At 43.3% G+C, this 23219-nt stretch carries 18 protein-coding genes; 9 read left to right on the top strand and 9 right to left on the bottom strand.

Going from position 1 to position 23219, the window contains the following annotated elements:
• Positions 1-53: 53 nt before the first annotated feature.
• From BJP37_RS32440 to BJP37_RS32430, 3 genes are all read right to left on the bottom strand, one after another.
• Positions 54-1184: a glycosyltransferase gene (locus tag BJP37_RS32440; protein ID WP_075905178.1), complete on the bottom strand. Its 1131-nt coding sequence runs from the start codon at positions 1182-1184 to the stop codon at positions 54-56.
• Between the two features lie 270 nt (positions 1185-1454).
• Positions 1455-1856, bottom strand: a complete 402-nt coding sequence (locus BJP37_RS32435; protein ID WP_229415525.1) for a hypothetical protein — start codon at positions 1854-1856, stop codon at positions 1455-1457.
• Positions 1857-2147: 291 nt separating this feature from the next.
• The gene (locus tag BJP37_RS32430; RefSeq protein ID WP_075906684.1) at positions 2148-2483 is read right to left on the bottom strand and encodes a hypothetical protein; all 336 of its coding nucleotides are present in this window, start codon (positions 2481-2483) and stop codon (positions 2148-2150) included.
• Positions 2484-2987: 504 nt separating this feature from the next.
• Between BJP37_RS32430 and BJP37_RS32425 the strand changes: the two genes are divergently transcribed.
• Positions 2988-3668 (top strand): hypothetical protein, encoded by a 681-nt coding sequence (locus BJP37_RS32425; protein WP_075905174.1) that lies wholly within the window; start codon positions 2988-2990, stop codon positions 3666-3668.
• Positions 3669-3683: 15 nt separating this feature from the next.
• Here BJP37_RS32425 and BJP37_RS44145 read toward each other — a convergent pair whose 3' ends face one another.
• Entirely contained in the window at positions 3684-3809 is a 126-nt protein-coding gene (locus BJP37_RS44145) for a hypothetical protein (protein WP_269087103.1), read from the bottom strand.
• A gap of 99 nt (positions 3810-3908) precedes the next feature.
• Between BJP37_RS44145 and BJP37_RS32420 the strand changes: the two genes are divergently transcribed.
• The 8 genes from BJP37_RS32420 (at position 3909) to BJP37_RS32385 (ending at position 16115) form a co-directional block, all read left to right on the top strand.
• Complete coding sequence (locus BJP37_RS32420) at positions 3909-5654, top strand: ABC transporter ATP-binding protein (RefSeq protein WP_075905172.1); 1746 nt, start codon at positions 3909-3911, stop codon at positions 5652-5654.
• Positions 5655-6464: 810 nt separating this feature from the next.
• Positions 6465-7823, top strand: coding sequence for a tetratricopeptide repeat protein (locus tag BJP37_RS43070; RefSeq protein ID WP_229415524.1), 1359 nt, complete (start codon positions 6465-6467; stop codon positions 7821-7823).
• A 167-nt stretch (positions 7824-7990) separates the two neighbouring features.
• The gene (locus BJP37_RS43065; RefSeq protein ID WP_229415523.1) at positions 7991-9079 is read left to right on the top strand and encodes a CHAT domain-containing protein; all 1089 of its coding nucleotides are present in this window, start codon (positions 7991-7993) and stop codon (positions 9077-9079) included.
• A 382-nt stretch (positions 9080-9461) separates the two neighbouring features.
• Complete coding sequence (locus BJP37_RS32410; RefSeq protein ID WP_229415522.1) at positions 9462-10160, top strand: DUF928 domain-containing protein; 699 nt, start codon at positions 9462-9464, stop codon at positions 10158-10160.
• Positions 10161-11276: 1116 nt separating this feature from the next.
• Positions 11277-11681, top strand: a complete 405-nt coding sequence (locus tag BJP37_RS45280; protein WP_438941521.1) for a winged helix-turn-helix domain-containing protein — start codon at positions 11277-11279, stop codon at positions 11679-11681.
• Positions 11678-12202, top strand: a complete 525-nt coding sequence (locus BJP37_RS45275; RefSeq protein WP_438941520.1) for a transposase — start codon at positions 11678-11680, stop codon at positions 12200-12202. The genes BJP37_RS45280 and BJP37_RS45275 overlap by 4 nt, the downstream gene beginning before the upstream one ends.
• Positions 12203-12268: 66 nt before the next feature.
• Positions 12269-14824: a CHASE2 domain-containing protein gene (locus BJP37_RS32390; RefSeq protein WP_229415521.1), complete on the top strand. Its 2556-nt coding sequence runs from the start codon at positions 12269-12271 to the stop codon at positions 14822-14824.
• Positions 14825-14828: 4 nt separating this feature from the next.
• Positions 14829-16115: an ATP-binding response regulator gene (locus BJP37_RS32385; RefSeq protein ID WP_075905164.1), complete on the top strand. Its 1287-nt coding sequence runs from the start codon at positions 14829-14831 to the stop codon at positions 16113-16115.
• Here the strand turns inward: BJP37_RS32385 and BJP37_RS32380 are convergent.
• The 5 genes from BJP37_RS32380 to bicA form a co-directional block, all read right to left on the bottom strand.
• Positions 16057-17169 (bottom strand): FHA domain-containing protein, encoded by a 1113-nt coding sequence (locus BJP37_RS32380; protein WP_075905162.1) that lies wholly within the window; start codon positions 17167-17169, stop codon positions 16057-16059. The genes BJP37_RS32385 and BJP37_RS32380 overlap by 59 nt on opposite strands.
• Positions 17170-17717: 548 nt before the next feature.
• On the bottom strand, positions 17718-18398 hold the full coding sequence (locus BJP37_RS32375; protein ID WP_075905160.1) for a calcium-binding protein: 681 nt from the start codon (positions 18396-18398) through the stop codon (positions 17718-17720).
• A 78-nt stretch (positions 18399-18476) separates the two neighbouring features.
• On the bottom strand, positions 18477-18956 hold the full coding sequence (locus BJP37_RS32370; RefSeq protein WP_075905158.1) for an AAA-like domain-containing protein: 480 nt from the start codon (positions 18954-18956) through the stop codon (positions 18477-18479).
• A gap of 189 nt (positions 18957-19145) precedes the next feature.
• Positions 19146-20132, bottom strand: a complete 987-nt coding sequence (locus BJP37_RS32365; protein ID WP_229415356.1) for an AAA-like domain-containing protein — start codon at positions 20130-20132, stop codon at positions 19146-19148.
• Positions 20133-20755: 623 nt separating this feature from the next.
• Positions 20756-22459 (bottom strand): bicarbonate transporter BicA, encoded by a 1704-nt coding sequence (bicA, locus tag BJP37_RS32360; RefSeq protein ID WP_075905156.1) that lies wholly within the window; start codon positions 22457-22459, stop codon positions 20756-20758.
• Positions 22460-23219 lie beyond the last annotated feature (760 nt).

Raw genomic sequence — 23219 nt, 5'->3', positions numbered from 1 at the left:
ACACTCGCTATAGCGCATAGCCAGCTAGGATATTTAATTTTTTACCAGAGAAATTAAAACTGGTAGTCTTGATAACACTTTTCCAGAAATGTCAGGTAGCGATCAGCAAAAATGTTGGAGGCAAATTTGGCAGCGTTTAATCGGCTTGCTTCCCGATTAAAATTTCCTGCCAAGGTCTCAAAGGTTTCCATAGCTTCAATCAAAGCCCCTGAGCTTTGCTCTGGAAACAATAGACCTGTACCACTGTCTAAATGTTGCCGAATATCTAGAACTGTTTCTAGTGCCCCACCAGCACCATAGGCAATCACCGGCGTACCACAAGCTTGGGCTTCCACCAGGGCAATGCCGAAATCCTCACAGGCAGCATAGACAAACCCTTTAGCTTTAGCCATATACTGCTCAACCACCTGATTGGGTTGAAATCCCATAAATTCTATATTTTTGTGAGCCAAGTTGCGAATCCCTGCTAAATCTGAGCCATCACCAATCACCACTAGAGGGTATCCCAGTTGATTAAAAGCTTGAACAATTAAAGATACTTGTTTGTAACTTACTATCCGGGAAACGGTTAGATAAAAATCTTCCTTTTCTTCCTGGAAAGGAAAACGTTCAATATTAACCGGTGGGTAAATCACTTCAGCCCTACGCCGATAGCAGCGCCAGATCCGCCGTGCTGTGTGATGAGAGTTGGCAATAAAGTAATCCACCCGATTTGCTGTAATCACGTCCCACTGACGTAACCGATGAAGCAGATAGCGAGTGATCAACCCTGGAAAACCCTGTCCCATAGAACTACTGCGCAAATAATCAAACGTCAAGTCCCAGGCATAACGCATGGGCGTATGGCAGTAGCAGATGTGCAGTTGTTGGGGACTAGTAAGGACACCCTTGGCAACAGCATGGGATGAGGAGAGAATAATATCATACTCCCCTAGTTCGAGCTGTTCAATCGCTAAGGGTAGCAGCGGCAGATATTTCTGAACCCCGTTACGAGCGAAGGGTAAGTTCTGTAGGAAGGTTGTGCCAATAGAGCGCTGATATAGATAACTCTGGGGATTTGTTGATTCAAAATCAATCAGGGCGTACAGGTCAGCATCAATGTGTTTGAGTATTTCTTGCACTACCAGTTCTGAGCCACCAGTTGCTTTGGGAGTCAACCACTCATGAACCAAGGCATATTTCATTAGATCTCAAAGGCAGATTGTTTAAATATACTACTGACAGTACTTGACAAACGAAACATACCATATACTTCAATGGTAAATTTACTATAGACCTAGCAGATAGGGTATTTTGGGTATTGCCTAACCAGGATATAAAAATATAGGGTTTTTCAGCTGCGCTCTAGAGGGCGATTCTATAGCGCACTCAGCTCCCGACAAGACATCTAAACAACCTGTCTGGTGATACAGAGGTTGAGTTAATAATAGGGTTTTATTAACTGTTTCAACCCCCTAGTTAGCTGAGCAGTAGCTATTAATATCCGCCACTAATTTTGGTTCTGGGGTGGTGGCTTTCTGCAAATTGCTCAAAGCTTCTTCCGCAGCTGAGCGGTCTTGCTTCTTAAAAGCCTCTACAAAGTCACGAGTCGCTTTGCTGGTATTGCGATACATCTTAATAAAACCAGCTTGATAGTCTTGGAGCTGTTCGTCCTTAACTATTATCGATTCCATGTCTTGAGATGCCCCCTCCATAGCATCAGCTGCCTGGAGCATTGCCTCGGGATCACTTGATTCTCCACCATTAGTCAGGGTTTTAGCTTCTTCAACGGCCTGGTTCGCCACTTCAATAATTTTCTGACATTCAACTTTTTTGCCACTACAGCTAACGGTCAATAAGCTCATGAGTACAGTCACCGGAACAAGGAGGAAGTACCGCGTTGGAAAATGCATTAATGCTCTCCTAATCAGTTTTGGGTACTCTCGTTTTGGTAGCATATTTTTACCATGCTGAAAAGCTTTAGCTTTAATTCCACAACACTCCACTCTTCAATGCACCGCCTTCAGAGTCAGGATAGGGTGAGCGCGCGGGTGTAGGCTAACATTGACAAGACTTACGCAAAACTCTGCAACAAACGCGCTTATGGTGTAGGGTACTGAGCGATACCCTACAAGTACAGTTGCTGCGTAAGTCAAGAGCCAGGAAGGTCAGTCTTCCCCTGCTTCAATAGCTGTAGCAAGCTGTTGCAAGGTTTGTGTGACTTGCTCGAGCTGTTTTAGAGACTCATTTTGAGTTTCTGCCAAGGTTTGCACCGCATCACTTAGAGCAAAAAGCTGGTAGCCTTGTTGTTGAACTTGCTGCCCTTGGTTTTGTACTTGAATGACAAAGTTATCGACCCGGTCAGCTAGACGGTCTATGGTTTCGGTAGTGGCAAGCACTGCCTCTCCGATTTGTCCAACAATTAATTCCAAACGACTGATGCGGTTTTCCACCGTCAGAGACTCTTGTATGGTAGGAGTCGTGTTGTATGAAGTGTTTCCCATTTGAGCTGGTTTATCCACCGGCAACGTTTTCAATTCCCTCATCAATATCGGCCCTCAATATCGGCCCTCAATACCATGGGCGTGAGGCAAACAGGCATGGAGTATGAAGTCTTGCCTAGTCTGCCATTAAATGGGGTCAGATCCAAATATCCCCTTTTAATTCGCCAAGAGTATTCTATGATTATTGGTTGAACTAGCCAAATTTCAACCCCTTTGACAGAAAACGTTTCGTAGTTTGATCCCACTCACAGAAATTTCAAAGTGACGCTTTTCTGCCAATGGCAAGTATAATGCCGGTGTTAAGGCAATTCAGACTGGGGTGATTTACCTGTTGAGAGATTCCTCAAACTGAGCATGTCGCCCCAATTTGAGGGATTTATGCCTATCAAATTACCACAGTTTATCAATTAGCCGAATACGACTAGCCGGATAGGACGTTGAGTTGTCGGATCAAACTTCCACAACAAACAGCTAACGGTCAAAAACTTACAAGGGTATTCACTTATGCAACTACTATTTCTAGTCCTGCTATGGGTAGTGCTTGGATTTTTGCTCGCCAAGCTGCTGCTCGAAATCATCCCTAAACAGTATTTCACCTGGCTTGGGGGTTTTTTGGTTTTTGCCATCATTGTCCTGCTGTTTTTCACCCCAACCAATGCCCTGGTTTCACCGATATGGACAATTCTCTCACTTCCCTTTCAACCATTGGGCTTAGCAATTCTGCTTTGGTTCCTAGGAGCAATGCGAATTAAAGGTGACAACATCTCTAAACCAGGACCTACCTTGATTTGGACGGGATTTTTTGTCTTGCTTGTCGCCAGTACCCCTTTTCTATCTAATCGGTTGGCTCAACTTCTCGGGCCTGGAGTCGTTCAAAACCAACCTCAGGTTCAAATGGCGAAAACAATTGGGTGGCAGGAGGAAACCCTCACTGCTTTTGTTCCCAATGGGGAATCAATTCAGCTTACTACTAATGCTAGTCCTTTCCCTAGGGACGCTGTGTTGGCTCAACTTGTTCCACCCAATCAAGCCATTGGCATCCAAGCTTTTATCCCTTCTATCGGAGCCCTTGACCAAACTACCCAGGTGATTAACAGCTTCTTTAGCAATATTTACTTCCAACTACGAGGAAGACCAGTTACCAGCACAGAACTTGAATCGCCGACCGCAAGAGATGTTTCTTGAAAGATAGACCTTATGTTAACTACCCACATGAACCCGATCAGGTATAGTGTGGGTTTCTGGTTTAATCGGAAGTAAATTGATACAACCTTCGGCTCCCACCGTCAGTAAGGGTCGATGATTTATCCTGATCTGCGGTTCCATTGAGGGTAATTACTCCCCGATTTTTGGTGAAAGGTTAAGCCTAAAGGAGGGGTATGGTTGAATATTGTAACCAGGACGGGAATTGTATAGTATTGTAACATGCTGAATTCCCGTCTAAAAAAACTGCTGCTTTACCTGCGCCCATACTGGCGACAGTCAGCCCTAGGTATTTTTGCCCTCCTTATTGTCAATGGACTTGGTGTTTATATCCCCTTACTGATCAGGGATACTATTGACGAGTTGAGTCAAACCCTGAGCTTCGACCAAGTCGGGAGCTTTGTGCTGCTTATTTTGATACTCACCTCATTGATGTGGGGGATTCGGATGGTTTCGCGCATCCTATTGTTTGGAGTGGGGCGCAAAGTTGAATTTGACCTGAAGCAGCGGATTTTTCAGCATTTGCTGACATTGGAACCAGCCTATTTTTCTCAGAACACCATAGGTGATTTGATTAACCGAGCCACCAGTGATGTGGATAATATTCGGCGTCTATTGGGGTTTGCAGTTTTGAGTCTGGCAAATACGGTGTTTGCCTACTCTTTGACCGTGCCGGTTATGATTGCCATTGATCCGTGGTTGACGTTCTTCGCGCTGGCGGTTTATCCGTTGATGTTGATCACTGTCAAGCTATTTAGTGAGAAACTGCGCAGCCAACAACAAGTAGTCCAGGAGAAACTTTCTAACCTCAGTGAGCTGATTCAGGAAGATATGAGTGGTATCGCCATGATTAAAATATACGCTCAGGAAGAAAACGAGCGTCGTGCGTTCCATCAACTCAATCAGCAGCTTTTGGTAGCAAATCTCAATTTGGCAAGAACACGAAACTTTCTGTTTCCAATAATTGAGGCTCTTACCTACCTCAGCTTACTGGTGCTGTTAAGCATTGGTCCTGGTTCCATTGAGTCCGGTGCTATTAGTATTGGTGACTTTGTGGCGCTGATTATTTACACTGAACGTTTAGTCTTCCCCACAGCACTGCTAGGGTTTACCATCACTGCTTATCAACGCGGTGAAGTGAGTATTGATCGTATTGAGTCGATTCTATTGGCTCAGCCTCGGATTACAAATGCCCCAGATTCGGTTAGTCTGCCAACGCCAGTAAGGGGTCAGATCAAGGCTGTCAACTTGAGTTACACTTACCCCAGCAGCCAAACTCCTGCCCTGAAAAATGTTAGCTTCACGATTAATGCAGGTGAGACAGTAGCGATTGTGGGAGCCATTGGTTCTGGAAAATCTACCCTGGCTAATGCCTTGCCTCGTTTGCTGGATATTCAAGCTAGTCAACTGTTTTTGGATGGATATGATACTACTAAGCTGCCCTTGCAGGACTTGCGGAATGCGATCGCATATGTTCCTCAAGACAGCTTCTTGTTCAGCACTAGCATTAAAAACAATATCTGCTACGGTATACCAATCAGCGAACACTCAGAGGTAGAATACGCAGCTTCGCAATCCCAAATTCACCCGGAAATTATGAATTTCCCCCAGCAGTACGAAACAATTGTTGGGGAAAGGGGAATAACCCTGTCTGGGGGGCAGCGACAACGTACTGCTTTAGCTAGAGCTCTGCTGATGGATGCACCAGTGCTGATTCTTGATGATGCCCTTTCCAGTGTGGATAATCAGACAGCGACCCAAATTCTGGACAATCTCTCGGAAGGAGTCCAGCGCAAAACTGTAATTTTTATCTCCCATCAACTTTCAGCTGCGGCCAAGGCTGACCGAATTTTGGTAATGGACGCAGGGGAAATTGTCCAAACTGGTTCTCATGGTGAACTTCTACAACAACCTGGTATTTATCGCTTTCTTTGGGAGCAGCACCAATTAGAAGAAGTATTGCAGTAGAGAAGAAGTGTTGAAGTAGTTATTGAAGAAGTAGTTAACTTACCTAATAGCTAACAGCTTAAAAACGGGACTGGCCGGATTCGAACCGGCGACCTAGCGCTTCAGATTGGTGTGAGTTTCCCCACTCTCTGGACTATACCTTCACCCTAGGATAATACCCATTAAGGATAATACCCCTTAGGTGGTGGCCGTCTAGTCTCTCCACCTTCCTGGATTTAACCTCGACGATTACTCGCACACAGATTCAGGCTTGGCTCGGTATTGCCTTAGAGTACTCAATAAGCTAAATACCCCTTAGGTTTCACCGAATTTGACCACATTCACTCACAGAATTTCTTCCATGGTGCCCGATTTTTCAGGAGGCGCTTGCTCTATCCAGCTGAGCCACAGCCCCAATCGCAATATACCTCTATATTATCACAAAAGCTGTTGATCAAGCATCGATAGCCATACCTGATCAGGGTTGAATACCCCCGTTAACCCAACTGGTAATAGGTAATGGGTAATCGAACCCAATTTTTAAGCAGTTTTTTGCTTGACGCTCTTGCCTAGAAAAGTGGGAACTATAGAACTAATCGCGATTAGTTCTCATGTTGGCGAAGACTATGTTCCGGTCATGGCTAATATTCAGCTAATTAAAAATAATCAATTAAAAATAACTAATTAATAACTAAGATGCCAGAAATTTATTTGAGCCCAAGAACATTTGCTGGTGGTTATTCGACATAGATGATGAGCAAGTTAGGTAAGCTTCCCAAATCTCTTCACTATACTATCTGGTTAGGATTACTAACCTTTTTTATAGTGACTATGGTAGTTCCTGCTCTAGCCCATCCTGATCATTCGGTACTGGGGAGTAGACTAAAGGTCGGTGGAAACCAGGAAATCGTTAGTGCTATTTCTAATCCCCAAACCCTTGTGGTACAACCCGCCGACCATAGTTCAGAGTTGCTAGAGCAAGGCAAAACTCTCTATGAAGCCGGACGATTTGCTGAGGCGGCTGCTGTCTGGCAACAGGCAGCTGTTGGTTTTGAGCAACAAGGTGATGAAGTGGGACAAGCTTTGAGCTTGAGCTATCTGTCCTTAGCTGACCAACGATTGGGAAAATGGGAGCAAGCCCAGAGTGCTATTGACCAAAGTTTGAAGATTTTGCAGGGTCTACAACTTAGGGAAGAAAGGTCGATTTTGGCTCAAGCGCTGACTATTCAGGGAAGTCTCAGAAATGCTATGGGAAAAACGGAATCTGCTCTGGAAAGTTGGCAAGACTCAGAAGCTACCTATCAATCTGTAGGGGATGAGGTTGGCATCTTGGGTAGCCAGATTAACCAGGCTCAAGCCCTGCAAACTATGGGCTTCTACAGGCGATCGCGAAAACTCTTAGAAGCTGTCAATGAAAAGCTCCAAGCTCAAGATGATTCCCTGCTTAAAGTCAAGGGATTGCGGAGTTTGGGAGTGGCTTTGCAAGTAGTGGGAGATGTACACGCATCCAGGGAAGTTTTAGAGCAAAGTTTGGCAATCGCCCAGAAGTTAGATTCTCCCACCGATACCAGTGACATTCTTTTCAGCTTGGGCAATACTTCCAGGAACTTACAAGAGCCGGAAACCGCCTTGAATTATTACCAACAAGTGCTCAGAAAAGCAACTAGCCCACAAATTAAAACTGAAGCCCAACTCAACCAACTCAGCCTTTATCTAGAACTAGACCAGCACAAGAAAGCGATCGCACTATTGCCTGCCATTGAATCTAATCTAGCTCAGCAGCCCCCTAGTCGAACCACAGTCTACGCTGCAGTCAACTTTGCTGAGAGCTTGTCAAAGTTGGCAGCTGCTTCCACTAGAGAGTCACAAGGGGTGCCTATACCCATCCAAAAAGCCGCAAAAATTCTCGCACGAGCAGTGCAACAAGCGACGGAATTGGGGGATCCAACAGCTCAAGCTTATGCCATGACTCAGTTAGGTTCATTGTATGAACAAACCCAGCAGTGGTCGGAAGCTTTGAGGTTAACAGAGAATGCTCTACAGATTGCCCAAAGTCATCATGCCTCAGATATTGCCGCTCGTGCAGCTTGGCAACTGGGGAGGCTGCACAAACAGCAGGGGGATATCAATGAAGCGATCGCAGCTACGATTCAGCGGTCAAAACTCTCCAGTCACTGCGCAAAGACTTAGTCGCTATCAATCGAGATGTCCAATTTTCTTTCACTGAAACTGTTGAACCGATCTATCGAGAGCTAGTTGAATTACTACTGCAACCTTCTGTCACCACCCCTGAGCCAGGAGGGATATCCCAAGCAAAAGCCTCAGGGGAAATTAGTCAAGACCACCTGAAAAAGGCGATGCAAGTTATTGAATCGCTGCAATTAGCTGAATTAGAGAACTTTTTCCAGGAAGCCTGTTTAAAAGGTCAACCAAGGCAGATTGACCAAATTGACCAGAAAGCGGCAGTTATATATCCTATTATTTTGCCAGAACGGTTAGAGGTGATTGTTTCTGTGCCAGGACAAGCCCTCCGTCACTACCAAAGTTATATACCTCAAGCAGAGCTGAAGCAGTTCCTCCGACGGATGCGACAATCCCTGAATAGAGCTTTTTCTGAGCCAGCACGTCTCAAGCTCTATCAGCAAGCTTATGATCTGCTGATTAAACCTGCAGAATCTGAGTTAGAAGACCACGGCATCACCACTCTAGTATTTGTACTAGATGGTTATTTGCGGAATTTACCCATGTCCGCTCTGTATGATGGTCAACAGTATCTTATCGAGAAATATAGCATAGCTCTAAGTCCAGGATTGCAGCTTTTAGATCCACGTTCCCTTGAATCGAAACAGATCCAAGCTATAACTGCTGGGCTGAGTGAGGGTCGCCAAGGTTTTAAGCCTTTGCCAGCAGTAAAGCGAGAATTAGACCAGATTTCGTCAAAAATTTCCACAACAGTACTTTTGAATCAGGAGTTTACTGATACCAACCTCCAAAACGCTGTTGATGCACAACCTTTCCCAGTATTGCATCTGGCAACCCACGGTCAGTTTAGTAGTACTGCCGATGAGACGTTTGTTTTAGCCTGGAACGATCGAATTAATGTCCGGCAATTTAATTCACTACTGCGCTCAAGAGAAAGACAAGACACTAATCCAATTGAATTATTGGTACTCAGTGCTTGCCAAACTGCTAGAGGGGATAATCGTGCTGTGTTGGGGTTAGCTGGAGTAGCAGTACGTTCGGGAGCACGCAGTACCTTAGCTACCCTATGGGCAGTAAGGGATGAATCTACTGCTCAGCTGATGGCTGAATTTTACAAGTATCTGGCTCAAGCAGGTGTAACTAAAGCTGAAGCGTTGCGCCGTGCTCAGTTAGCGCTATTGAAAGGGGAATACAACCATCCTGTCTATTGGGCTCCCTTTGTGTTAGTGGGAAATTGGTTGTAATTGCTCTATCTCTAATCGAAGGACTTTTCAAACACATTATTAGAGGACAATTGGGCATAAAACATACTAGAAATAAAACATAAAACAAACATGAACGCAAACATTAGGCGTTTATATTGAAATTTATAGCAACCCTCAAAAAAAAAATTAGAAAGCGGCAAATTCTAGCAGTCGCCAGGGCAGTTAGGACATCACAAAAGTATCAAACCTAAGTAAGCGCAATAGTTTGACTTCTGACTTCTGACTTCTGACTTCTGACTTCTGACTTCTGACTTCTGACTTCTGACTTCTGCTATATCTGCTTTGCTTTCTGTGCCCAGAATAATCATAAAGAAGGTCCTGCAGCAATAGGAAATATTTTATGAAATCAAACAAATTAACCGTGAGATTACCACTTTGTTTTACTTTCCTATTCCTAGGAATGACTTTAATCCACAGTTTGCCAAGTCAGGCGGTGATGTTCCAAAATGGGAAGAATCCAGCACCAAAGACGGGAAGGGGTGGAGCTTCCCGGGGTGAAGATATTTGTTTCTCTGATTCTAAAACCACCACTTCATCAGTCACACCGCTGATGCCAGCTACTAATGTGGGCTTAACGGTGGCAGAACGTCCAACTTTGCTGGTATATGTTCCTCAGACTTCAGCTAAAGAAGCTTTTTTAAGTTTCGAGGATGAACAGCGAAACCATCATTACCAGACCTTTATACGTCTGCCTAATCAGCCAGGTGTAATGGCGGTTGAATTACCACCTCAGGCTCCACCACTAAAGGTCGGTAAGAATTACCAGTGGTCTTTGGTGATGATTTGTGGGGAGTATTTAGAACCAGATAGTCCTGAGGTAACTGGATGGGTTCGTCGAGTTGAAGCCAATTCTACCTTGATGAATCAGAAGACATTAAAAGCCTCACTGAAAAAAGCCTCATTGTTGGCTGAATCAGGCATTTGGGTCGATACTGTCTCTACCCTCGCTGATTTAAGGCGAGCTGAACCAAAAAATTCAGTCTATCTCTCCCATTGGGAAGAACTGTTACAATCACAAGGACTAACTGCGATCGCTAACCAGCCGTTGCTCAATAAATAAACTATAAATATCTGAACATCATACCATCAACTATTATCCTGCAATCCTTATAAAGCAAGGATTTAATCCTATCTGGATCAAGGGGTTAGTTAGCAGCTGATTTGTGATAACTCCAAAAAATATCGCATCTTAAACCCCTGGTTGAAAACCAGGGGTTTAAGATGGGGCTTAAAACAACTTACGGAATTGATTCCGTCCTATCCTGTCAATAGCTGAACTAAGAAACTCAATCAAGTATAGTTGACAGGGTAAGCGCAAGAAAAAATGGCTCATAATGTGCATTGGCTGGATATTCGTTGATCGTCGCTCGAAACCCCTATAATCTCGTATAAATTTAATCGCAATAGAGTTTATTTGTTGAGAATGAAGCGGTTTTTTTCGAGGGTAAGCCACGACTTATTGATTCTTGCGCTTACCCTGGTATAGTTGAGTCAGTTAGCAATTATCCATGACCAATTAGCCTCAATCATTCCACAATTGGGCAAGCTCAATTTTTCTCCCTTTTTTGCTTGTTTTCTCAAGACTGTTACTTAGTCAGGATTTACTGGGAATTCTGTAGGTAAGTTATCGACGGGTTAGTGACTCACCACAAAAGCAGTTCTACCGGTCGATGCTATTCCTGGAATCCTGCCAACCAATAGAAGCGCCTATAGGCTTCTCACTAAGGTTGGTAGAGAACACACCTGACCTAGATTAGAGATTGACTAAGGGGAATGTGGCTTCACTTTAAAGAGCGTTTGAAGCAATGGCGCTTTGTACTGATAATAGCTCCCGTTGTGGCTGCACTGGTCACTGTTTTGGATACGGCAGGATGGTTCCAGCTACTGGAGTGGGCTACCCTGGATCAATTTTTTCGCCTGCGTCCGGTTGAAGACATTGATAATCGCATTGTGATATCAAATCCGGTTGTATAATAAACGTATAAGTGGACAAAGCGTAAGCAATATACACCGATGCCAAGAAGAATCACAATAGTTCCTCACGCCTTGTGTCAACCAACTGTACTCAAAGTATCGGGAAGCCCAAAATTCTGTCGCCCGAAGTCAGTATCAGATTCTGTGGTTATTAGCGAGTGGGAAAAAAACCGAAGAAGTTGCGCACGCAACAGGATACTCAGTGCAATGGATCACAGAACTGGCTAGACGCTATAATCGCTTGGGAATAGAAGGATTAGGCGATTGGCCTGTGGCCACGCTACGCGAACGCAGGCAAAACAACCCAGGAGCCAAACCGCTTTTAGATGAAATTCAAACGGCACAATTACTACAAATAATACAACAGCCTGCTTATGATGGTGGATTATGGAACGGAAGAAAAGTAGCGGATTTGATGAGTGATTTGTTAGAACGTCCCGTTTCACCTCAAAGAGGTTGGGAATATTTGAAGGCGATGGAATATCGTTTAAGAGTGCCTCGACCGGAAAATCAACAAGCCGACCGGATTGAACAAGAAGGTTGGAAAATAAAAATTACTGGTCAGTTAAAAGAATTACAACAAAAGTATCCCGACTTCGTTTGTTGAACTTTGGGCAAAGCCACGAACATCGGATTGGATTAAAGCCGATTTATAGAAAGGTGTGGATACCTTGGTTTGAGGTTCCGATCGCAAAAATCAAGTGGCAATATAAATGGGTGTGGTTGTACGGCTTTGTCTGTCCTGAATCCGGAAAAACCTACTGGTGGGTATTACCGAAAGTCAATAGTACAATATTTAGTAAAGTTTTAGAGGATTTTGCTACCTATTTTGGATTGGGAAAAAACCGACAAGTTATTTTAGTTTTAGATGGAGCTAGATGGCATACCACTAAATCTTTGAAAATTCCTGAAGGAATACATTTAGGTGCGACCCGTGGCGAATTTAATTCGCCAACGGAAAGCGCACCTTTAGAATTATTGCCATCATACTCTCCCGAATTGCAGCCCGCAGAAAGACTGTGGCCTTTAACCAATGAACCGATAGTCAATAGATTTTTCGACCTCAGAGTTAGAAGAAGTTTTGCTTACTCGCTTGAAAGTTTTAATGGAACAGCCAAAATTTATTAGTGGTTTGACTTGTTTTCATTGGTGGCCTAAAACAACGTTTGCGATAACTGATTAGCCGGATTTGATATGATTATCACCATTGATGAATCGGATCTGACTCAACTTGGAGGATGGCCGATTTCTGATGCTGTTTTAGCTGAGTTAATCAAAAAAATTAAAGCACACCGGCCTCAAGCTATTGGTCTGGATATTTATCGCGATTTTCCAGTGGAACCTGGTTATCAGGAGTTGGTTGAGGTGATGAAGTCCACACCAAACTTGATTGGAGTGAAGTCCGTGCTGAGGGATAAAAGAGTTGCACCACCTCCGACCTTAGCACAACGAGATCAAGTTGCTCTAGCAGATTTGGTGCTAGATGGGGATGGTAAAGTAAGGCGAAGCTTGATATCAGCAGCAGATCAATCCGGTCAGGATATACCTACCTTAGGGGTTAGATTGAGCTTGATGTATCTTCAAGCCAAAGGGATCAATCTCAAAAAAATCGATGGGAGGCGCGAATCTTACCAATTAGGTCAAGCAACATTTTTCAATCTAACCCAGAAAAATGCTGGTTATCAAGGTGCAGATCTTGGAGGCTACCAAATATTGTTGAATTACCGTGGCACCCAGGAGCGCTTCAATACAGTTTCAATCAGTGATGTTCTGAGCAATAGAATTTCGCCGGAGCAGTTGTACAATCGCATTGTTTTGATTGGTATGACCGCACCGAGCCTTAACGACATTTTTCCGACTCCCTATGATAGCAGTGTGAGCTCTACCGTTCAGGAAATGCCTGGTGTCGTTATTCATGCCAATATCGCCAGCCAGATGTTGAGTTCAGCACTTGATGGACGAGTTCTGCTGCGAGTATGGTCTATTAACGCACAGGGGCTGTGGATTTTTTGCTGTTCGTTGATCGGAGCCGTAGGAAGTTGGATATTACCAGAGACTAACTGGTTAAGAAAACATCTCCTGAGCAAATTAATTCTGAGTATTTTGATCACAGGGGGCATGATTGTCGGTGGTAGCTATTTAGTGTTTATAACAGGTTGGTGGATTCCTGTAATTTCCCCATTAATGGCTCTAGGTTTATCGGCAATTTTAGGAACTAATACCCACAATCAATGGCAATTGAAACAAGCTAACCAACAATTGCAAGATTATTCTCGCACTTTGGAGGTCAAAGTTAAAGAGCGCACCCAAGAATTAGAAAAAGCCAAAGTAGCTGCTGATGTGGCTAACCAGGCAAAAAGCGAATTTTTGGCTAACATGAGCCATGAACTACGCACTCCCCTCAATGGCATTTTGGGGTATGCTCAAATCCTCAAACGCTCCTCGAATATAAGTAAATCAGACCTGGATGGCATCGGTATTATTCACCAGTGTGGCTCTCATTTGCTTACTTTAATTAATGATATTTTAGACCTATCTAAAATTGAAGCTCGGAAACTAGATCTGCACAAAAATAATATTCATTTTCATTTTTTTTTAATGGGCGTGGTAGAAATTTGTCGGATTCGTGCCCAGGAAAAAAGTATATCGTTTATTTACCATGCCGATCCTCAGCTTCCAGTGGCAATTTATGGGGATGAAAAACGCCTGCGGCAAGTTTTAATTAATTTACTGGGTAATGCGATTAAATTTACCGATACTGGAAGTGTGACCTTTCAAGTAAGTTTAATCGGTTCATCATTGAATGGTGACCGTTCCCAAACAATCAGATTTAAAATTGAAGATACTGGTGTAGGGATGACTCCAGAACAGTTGAAAAATATTTTTTTGCCGTTTGAGCAGGTAGGAGATACTAAAAAACAGTCAGAAGGCACTGGCTTGGGATTAGCAATTAGTATGAAACTTATCTCCCTAATGGGGAGTGAAATAAAAGTAGATAGTACCTTAGGTGAGGGAAGTCAGTTTTGGCTAGATTTGGAACTAGCAACTGCTACGGAATCCCTGGAGCAAGAAACAGTCGTAGACAGCAGCAATATTGTTGGCATTAAAGGTAAACCTCCAACCATCTTAATAGTGGATGATCATCTCAACAATCGCTCGTTACTCATTAACCTACTAGAGTCGATTGGATTTCGTTGCTTTAAAGCAAGTAATGGGAAAGAAGGTTATCAGCAAGCAACAGAAATTAAGCCCGATTTAATTTTGACAGACATTGTGATGCCAATTATGGATGGATTGGAAATGATCGGTGCTATTAGAAAATCACAACAACTGCCAAATGTAGTGATTATGGTTGTATCTGCTAGTGCCTTTGAAACTGACATAGAAAACAGTATAAAGGCTGGAGCTGATGCATTCTTATCTAAGCCAATTAACATGGATTATCTTTTTAATCAGTTACAAAAATATTTAAAAATTGATTGGTTTTATGAAGCCAATAATCATCTAGAAAGTATAAATACCGAAAATTTACCACTGGAGACAGATGAAATTTTACCTCCACCAGCTGAGGTAATTGAAAAGCTATTTGAATTGGCAAAAAGAGGCAATATCCATGGCATAGAGAAAACTGTGCTTGAACTGGAACAGAGAGATAAAAAATTTGGGCCTTTTGCCAATGAGTTAAGGCAATTAGCAACTAGCTTTCAGGTTAAGCAAATTCGGGAATTTATCAAATCGTTCAGGGGGTAAATCCATGACTATCAATAAAGTTGATCAAGCCACTATCTTGATCGTTGATGACAATCCCACGAATCTGAAAGTGTTGTCAGAAGCGATCGCCAATTCGGGATGGGAAATCTTGGTAGCAACTGATGGTGAAACGGCTATCGATCAGAGCGAATATGCAACACCAGATCTGATTTTGTTAGATGTCATGATGCCAGGAATGGATGGTTTTGAAACCTGCCGCCGACTGAAATCTAATCCGGCGACTAATGAAATCCCAGTGATTTTTATGACTGCTTTGAATGACACGGTTGATAAGATCAAAGGTTTGTCCCTGGGGGCTGTAGATTACATCACCAAGCCGTTTCAGACTGAAGAAGTGTTAGCCCGTCTCAAGGTGCATTTACAACTGCATTTCCTGACCAAACAACTAGAAGACCAAAATCTATACTTAGAGGAACGGGTAGCGGAACGCACTGCTGATCTACAACAGGCAAACCAGCAACTGCGAGAATTAGAAGCTCAGCTACGCAAAGCTCTAGCCCAAGAACAAGAATTCAATCATCTTAAATCTCGGATGATCATAGCCATTTCCCATGAGTACCGCACGCCTTTGACCAGCATTCTCTCCAGTTCTGAACTCCTGGAAGCTTACTGCCATAGATGGGATAAATCTAAGCAAAGCCAACATTTTCAACGGATCCGAGAAGCTGTTCAACGGATAACGGACTTAATGGGTAATGTGATGTTCCTTAATAAGGCAGAATTTGAACAACTAGAGTTTCAGCCTACTCCTTTGGATTTAGGGGTATTTGTGCGTGATCTAGTGGATGACATGCAACATAACTATGGTGAGCAACATCGCCTGATTTTAAAAATTGATCAACAGTGTGGGCGACCGTTGTTTGATTCTAAGCTGCTACTACAAATCCTTACCCATCTGATTGATAATGCTATCAAGTATTCCCCTAATGGAGGTAAGGTTTTGATTAAGTTTGCCTGTCAAAATAACCAAGTTATTTTTGAGGTGAGTGATGATGGGATTGGCATTCCGAGGAAAGACCAACATAATCTGTTTAATGCTTTTCATCGAGGCTCGAATGTAGAAAATATTTCTGGTAGTGGACTGGGGTTAGCTATTGTCAAAAAATGTGTCGATATCCATGGCGGGACAATTAGTCTAAACAGTGATATCAGTCTTGGCACTACCTTTACGGTAATGCTACCTCGTAGAGTATTAGATGCGGATCAACTGCTCAAGGTAACTGGAAAGTCCATTCCTGATTACCAATCTGGATCACATTTCCTGCACTGAGCGAAAAGGGTTGATGGGAGGTAAGCCGCTGTTGGTCCACAAAAGTACCATTGGAACTACCTACATCAATGATTTGATAGCGCACTTTGTCCTGAGGCTCTGGAATTTGCAGAATTTGGGCATGGTTGCGAGAACACATCGCATCTTCTAACACTAGGGTGTTCGTGGGTTCTCTGCCAATAGTGAAAGGATTAGCAGACAAAACAATGATGGCACCGGATGAACGGTTTACTAAACGCCCCTTGCTTGCTGGGGTAGGATTGGAAAAAAGTACGGTTGGGGCAAGTACTGGTTGATCGCGAATGGGCAGACTGGGTGTGGCGGCTGATTCGTCTGGAATTGTAGCCCTAGGTATTTCCTGATTGACAATAGAGTGTTTAGAGTTAGCTTCTCCACCAGGGAGGATATTGACTTGCTGGATTGGTGGTGGGGAGAGTTCTGGGCGACCAGCATTGGCAATCTGCATTTTTAGGACGGCTTCATGTTCTGCTTCCTGTCGAGCACTCATCCCTTCGACTTGACGAATTATCCCCCGTGTGTTAGGAAAGCTGATGTCACTGACTCGCACATCTTCGATGGAAAAGCCTACGGTATAGTAAACGTCAACATGGTCGAGAATATATTGTCGGACGTCTACCCGTCCCTGATTGGTTAACTGTTCCATCCTTAGGTGACTAATTGCTACTCCTAAGCTATCTTTAACGGCACTAGTTAAGGCAGCAATGGGGTCAGATATTTCTAGGGCAACTCGTTTGGCATCTACCACTTGATACATTACATTCAAAGAGACATTGACAAGATACTGATCGCGGGATAGAAAGTCTCCTTGAGAGGTAATGGGCAAGTGCCGGAGTTTGCTGTCTACTAGGAGCAGTTCACATTTTTCTAGCCAGGGTAGGGCGAAGCTGACATGACGCCCTGGCTTCCATACCCGCACACACCGACCATTTTTGACAAATAAAGCAATATAGCCTGCCCCGATAAAGTCCATGCTCCACCCTGCCCAACGCTCTGGGGTGAGGGTTTGAATGAGTGGGGGTGAGTTACCAGACATTAGATTTTGTTTAGAGGAGTGATGGGAGTAGTGCTTTTTTTAGCATTCCGCCGACAGGATGCTCCGATGGAATGCTGCCTGATCAATGGCGAGATGAATGTCGGACAGGGATTTACCGGAACCGCCTGAATCTATTATAACGGTTTGTACTTGAGTACCTCACAAGTTGTATATAGCAATTATACAACTTGTGAGGTACAAATTTCTGGTTTTTAGGGAGCAGGGAGCAGGGAGCAGGGAGCAGAGAAGAAGAAAGAGGAACCAACCCCTAACCCCTCCCAGGAGGGGAAGGGAAGAGGGAAGAAGTAAAAAATAATGTGTACCTCATGAGTCCTAGAAACGCTATAATTTACTAGCCAATATTCATGGTGGTTCAGAAAATGCGATTAAAGCTAATGGAAATAGACACAGTTTTCTGGAAAAAATTGATGATATGATTGACAGCGAACCTAGAATTTAAATTCTGGCAACATCGATTTCTGTTGTGCTTAAAGAGGCGATCTGAGTCAAGTTCAGACCGCACTCTATCAAGTTTGGTTCAATAGAAACTAAACGAAATTAAATACAGAATCGTTCAAATCCAGACCTATGGGGGAGTTTTCTATCAAACCAATCAAATCATTTGAACCGGAACTTTCTTGGATAGCGTAAATTCCTAGTCCCTGAATCACATCTCCAGAATCAAGGATGACGGTTTCTTCTTGCAATTCATAGCGAGCAGGATTTCCGTTGAGTTGAATACTATCCTCAAACAGATTCAAATCTGTGATGATAGCAAAATCACTCTCGCCTAGATGGTCATAGTAAGCTTGATTAGCATCACCAAGCACAAATAGATCTCCTCCAGAACCACCAGTTAGGGAGTCAATCTCATCAAAACCGGGTGTTATTGCCAAGGGATTAACACCAACGAGAGTATCATTGCCATCACCCCCAAGCAGAGTATCATTACCTATGCCACCCTCAAGGGAGTCATCGTCATTGCCACCATCGAGGAAGTCATTACCAGCATCGCCAAACAGTTCGTCAGTGCCGCCACCTCCCCAAAGGGTGTCATTTCCGGGGATAATAATTATAGGCTGCTCTCCTGGAGCATTGCGATCGCCAAATAGCCGATCGTATCCACCTCCACCACGCAGTTGATCATCATCACCCAAACCAAAGATTCTGTCGCTGTTGTTTGTGCCAGGTAGCACATTAGGATTGCTATTACCAAAAATATCTGCCATTCATGTTTGCTGTTTCATTAGCTGATAGCTGACAGCTGTTCGCGCAGCGTGCGCGTAGCGCAGATGCTTACCTAAAAGCTAGAACTTGGTAAAAATATTCCCGATACAAATTGCAGCGAGAACATAGTTACCCTGTCGCTCTATCAACCCCATACTGTGTAGTTTGTAAATCTCTATGGGATTTAGTTCCACTGGCTCGGATGACGTGACAACTTTCTTGAGGGCCTGAAGCAACTCTGGTGATTGTTGCAGTGTTTCTAAATGTCGCCGCAAATGGTTGCTATAAATACCTGCTTCTGTCGGTGCATCTTGCCACAACTGCTGGAATGTTACCTTGCCAGAGCCAATTTCATACATCGCTAACCGTACCAGATAGGGATGACCAGATACCATTGTCATTAATTTCTCTATCTGGGCATTCTCCCAATTTAGTCCATGGAGCTGAGCCAAATTTTTTACCTGCTGTTGGTCAAACTCTCGCAACTCTACTGGAATCCCAGCGTTAAAGGAAGATTGATTTAAGTCCAAGGGAATATAAACTTCTGTAGAATGTCTCACGGGGTGACAACAAAGCTCAAACCTATATAGGTGTTAGGTTTTAGGTTTTAGGTATTGGGTAAAATGAGCGCATCGGTGTCATTTGTATTTCCCAGCAATTGAAGCAATTTTCACGCATACTTTGTCAATGATAGTTTTAATCAATCCATCCCGCCAGGGCAATTTTACCTAACACCTAACCCCATTAACCTAACCCCTGTAAGATTTTAAAGAGCGCTTGTCACCCCCTGAGGTAGAATGTGCTATCACTAGCCGCAGTTGCTTCCAGATATCTGAAATCTTGGCTTTCTCATGCCAGCTGCGCAGCATCCCTAAAAAGTCTTCTATTACTTCGGGGTAGGGAAAAACTCGATCGACTTCATCCAATGCTAAGACTAGGGGACAATCTATTTCTGCCAGTAAATACTCTTCAAAATAGACTGTGCAGTTATCGTTACTACCCAAAATCTCTGTATCCCAATAATCATTTAACTGATTGTCTAACTTTAACTGCCGACCAACTTTCAAACAGAGCCAGCGTAGGAATTTATCTAAATCCGTTAAAATGGCTCGGTCTACACTATTCAAATCTAAATACACCGTTTGAAAATCCTGGGATTGAGCATGAGCTAGAATCCTCATCATTAAGGAGGTTTTTCCCATTAGCTTTGGTGCTTTAATCTGAATCAGGGAACCAGGCATAATAACGGTATCGTAACAGAGAGATTCGATGCTGTCTCGGTCCACATAAAGAGGTGAATCCAGGGCCACCCAACCCGACGGAAATGGTAGCGTTGTTAGGGGCTCAGATGGTTGCTGCTCTCTATTAGTGCTAACTGATTTACTTTGACACTTTTTCCATGCTCTTTTCAGTGCTTGTTTGAAACTATTTTTGGTAACCCTTTCTCCTAAGGCTTCTGACAGCTTATTCCATAATTTGTTGCCGATATCTTTGTTAAGATACTCAGCACTGTAGCCATACCTATTGGCGATCTGCTCATAGGTTTTCCCTTCCCAGGAACCCTGAAGTACTTTGGTTTCAATGTCACTGAGATGTTTGCCTGTATTTTTGAAGACAACTTGATCAGCAGACTCTTTTGCTTGTATCCAAGCTAACTCTGATTCTGAGTCTACTCCAGAGACTACACTCAGAACTGGACGGGAGGGGTAAAACTCATCAAATTCTTGAGCAATCATGTCAGTAAAAATGTTTTGGGAATATTAGGGCAAGGCAAGAGGCAAACGTTGAGGTAGGGTGGGCAGTGGCTAGCAAAGCGATTGTCAGCTTTTCAATTGGTCTTATCCACTGCCCACCCTACGGCTCACTACGGCTCACTCTATGCTATGAGGTACAAATAGATCCCCCTAAATCCCCCTTATCAAGGGGGACTTTGAGGTTTAGAAGCGTACCTCATAAATCCTATAAACGCTATAGTACTTATCACCCTGTTGTTGGCTATTTATGCAAGACGTCGATATTTTAATTTATTTTAAATAATTTTTATTTTTGTTAACTAAACAACTATCAAAAGGTATCAAAAAGTCAGAAGCGTTGAACGTTTTAAACATTCAACGCTTCAGTGCTATTATTACTACGGATTAAGTAACTAACGCAAATTCTTTCTCATTTGTAACGTTTGCTAATTGATTAATCAGGTTTGTTTAAGGAAAAGCTGATTAATCAATTAGCAAAGCTGATTAATCAGTTATCGAACTCAAGTTTTTTTAAGCCAAAGCTGGAAACCATTAAGGAAAGGTGATTGATCAGTTATCGAACTCAAGTTTTTTTAAGCCAAAGCTATAAATGCTTACAACAAAACTTATATATCAGCTGACAAATCAAAATTAGCTTGTGCCTGACTTGGTGCATAATTTTGATAGTTATTCACGATCGTACGAGACAACCGCAGTGCTTCTAAACGACTAACTTCTAGGTTTTGGGCTGGAATCTTATGCCAGATATCCAAGCTTTGTAAGCGCTTTCTGGTTTTGCCTGCTGCCCCTACAATAAATACTTGACGACCTTTATCTAAGGCTTCTTGAATAGCATTTTCCAAAGCTAGGGTAGCGGTAACACCTAAAATAGGTACATCACTGAAATCCAGAATCAGTACATCAAAACCTTCAATGGCATTGTGTTGACGGGAAATTGCCTTGGCAACCCCAAAAATCATCGGTCCACTGAGATGAAACAGTACAATACGACCGTCACCTTGATCCAATAGTACTTTTTCTTCCTGGGAAAGCTGAATTTCCTCATCGTCATAGGTAATCGCCTTAACACTGTCTGCTCTATGAGCACTAAGACGCTCAATGGTGAGGATATTGGCAATAAATACTCCTACTCCCACGGCCACAATCAAGTCAACAAAAACAGTCAGTAAAATCACCCCGTACATAATCAGGGATGCTTTCCAAGAAATTTTATGGGCACGCTTGAGGAAACCCCAGTCAATAATATCAATACCTACCTTGAGGGCGATACCAGCCAAAACAGCAAGGGGAATACTTTTGGTGAGGGGGGCAGCCCACAGCACAACTACTAGTAATGCTAAAGCACGGGCGATTCCAGAAAGGGCACTCCTACCCCCGGCTTGGATATTAACCACAGTTCCCATGGTTGCGCCAGCCCCAGGAATACCGCCAAATAAACCGGATACCAAATTACCTAAACCCTGACCCATCAACTCTTTATTAGAATCATGTTCGGTGCGGGTTAAACTATCAGCCACCAGGGACGTTAGTAATGCATCAATGCAGCCCAGTGTAGCTAGCACCAAAGCATCAACCACCATTAATTGTAACTGTTGAGTGGTAAACACCGGTAGACGCAAATTAGGCAAACCAACAGCAATTTCCCCAATACGGCGAATCTCTACTCCAGAGAAAAACACCAAAGACAAAACTGTTCCCAGAATTAATGCTACCAACTGGGGGGGTAAGATGCGTTTCCATTTGCGGGGCATCAAAACAAGAATTGCTACCGTCAAAACAGCTAAAATAGTTTCAATCGGGTTGATGTTTGCTATCAGTTCGGGCAAACTAGTAACTGTGCCAATGACGCCACCTTTAGGGCTACCTTGACCCAAGAAAGGAGCAGTTTGCAAAATAATTAGTATGATGCCAATACCCGACATAAAACCGGAAATGACGGTGTAGGGCATCAACGTAATGTATTTGCCTAGGCGCAGAAAGCCAAACAGAATTTGAAAAATTCCGGCTAACATGACCACGGTAAAAGCCATAGCCAAGCCGTTGTCTGCATTAGCAGCGGTAAGGTTAGCAATTACCGCTGTCATCACCACCGTCATGGGGCCAGTGGGTTCAGAAATTAGGGTGGGAGTACCTCCAAATACCGCAGCAAAAAAGCCGATTAATACAGCACCCCACAAACCAGCTTCTGCCCCAGCACCGGAGGCGACACCGAAGGTAAGAGCCATGGGGAGGGCGATAACGGCGGCGGTTAGTCCACCAAAAATATCCCCCTTAATGTTACGAAAGTGAATTTGGTTAGTTAGTTGCATTGTTAAATTACATTTAGGTAATTGTTACATTACATGTAGGTAACTACTTTTTACTGTACTGCAAATACATCCATTAGATTTATTTAATGATCTTACTAAAATCATTTACTTAAGTCTATGGTCAAGACACAACCCCCAGAAACATAAGCCTTTAACTTAGTATTAATAATTTATTAATAAATCTATTAACTTAAGAAAAACTCATGGCAATTATCGATTTGCTTTATCGGCAGGGGAGATAGGGAGAGGGTGGGAAGTGTGGGGAGGGTGGGAAGTGTGGGGAGGGTGGGAAGTGTGGGAAGAAGTAGATGTAGGGTGGGCAGTGCGTACTAACAGGATTGTCAGGTTTTCAATTGTTATTATGCACTGCCCACCAGAGGAGTAATTTTATTAAAAATCTAGTAGATGTAGGCTGGGCAGTGGATACCAACAGGATTTTCAGGTTTTGAATTGTTATTAGGCACTGCCCACCAGACCTATATATGTAGATGTAGGGTGGGCAGTGCGAACCAACAGGATTGTGAGGTTTTGAATTGGTATTAGGCACTGCCCACCAGACCAGTAATTTTATTAAAAATCTAGACAAAAAACTCCTATTTTATAGTTAATTTGATGTCGGTATGCCGGGGAGCATGTCACTTTTGAAATTAGGTACATAGATCCCCCCTAACCCCCCTTAAAAAAGGGGGGAATTAGATTCAAAACTCCCAATTCCCGATTCCCGATTCCCGATTCCCGATTCCCGATTCCCGATTCCCGA

It is taken from the genome of Moorena bouillonii PNG (assembly GCF_001942495.1).
GTDB lineage: Bacteria > Cyanobacteriota > Cyanobacteriia > Cyanobacteriales > Coleofasciculaceae > Moorena > Moorena bouillonii.
This window is presented reverse-complemented; position numbering and strand designations above follow the sequence as displayed.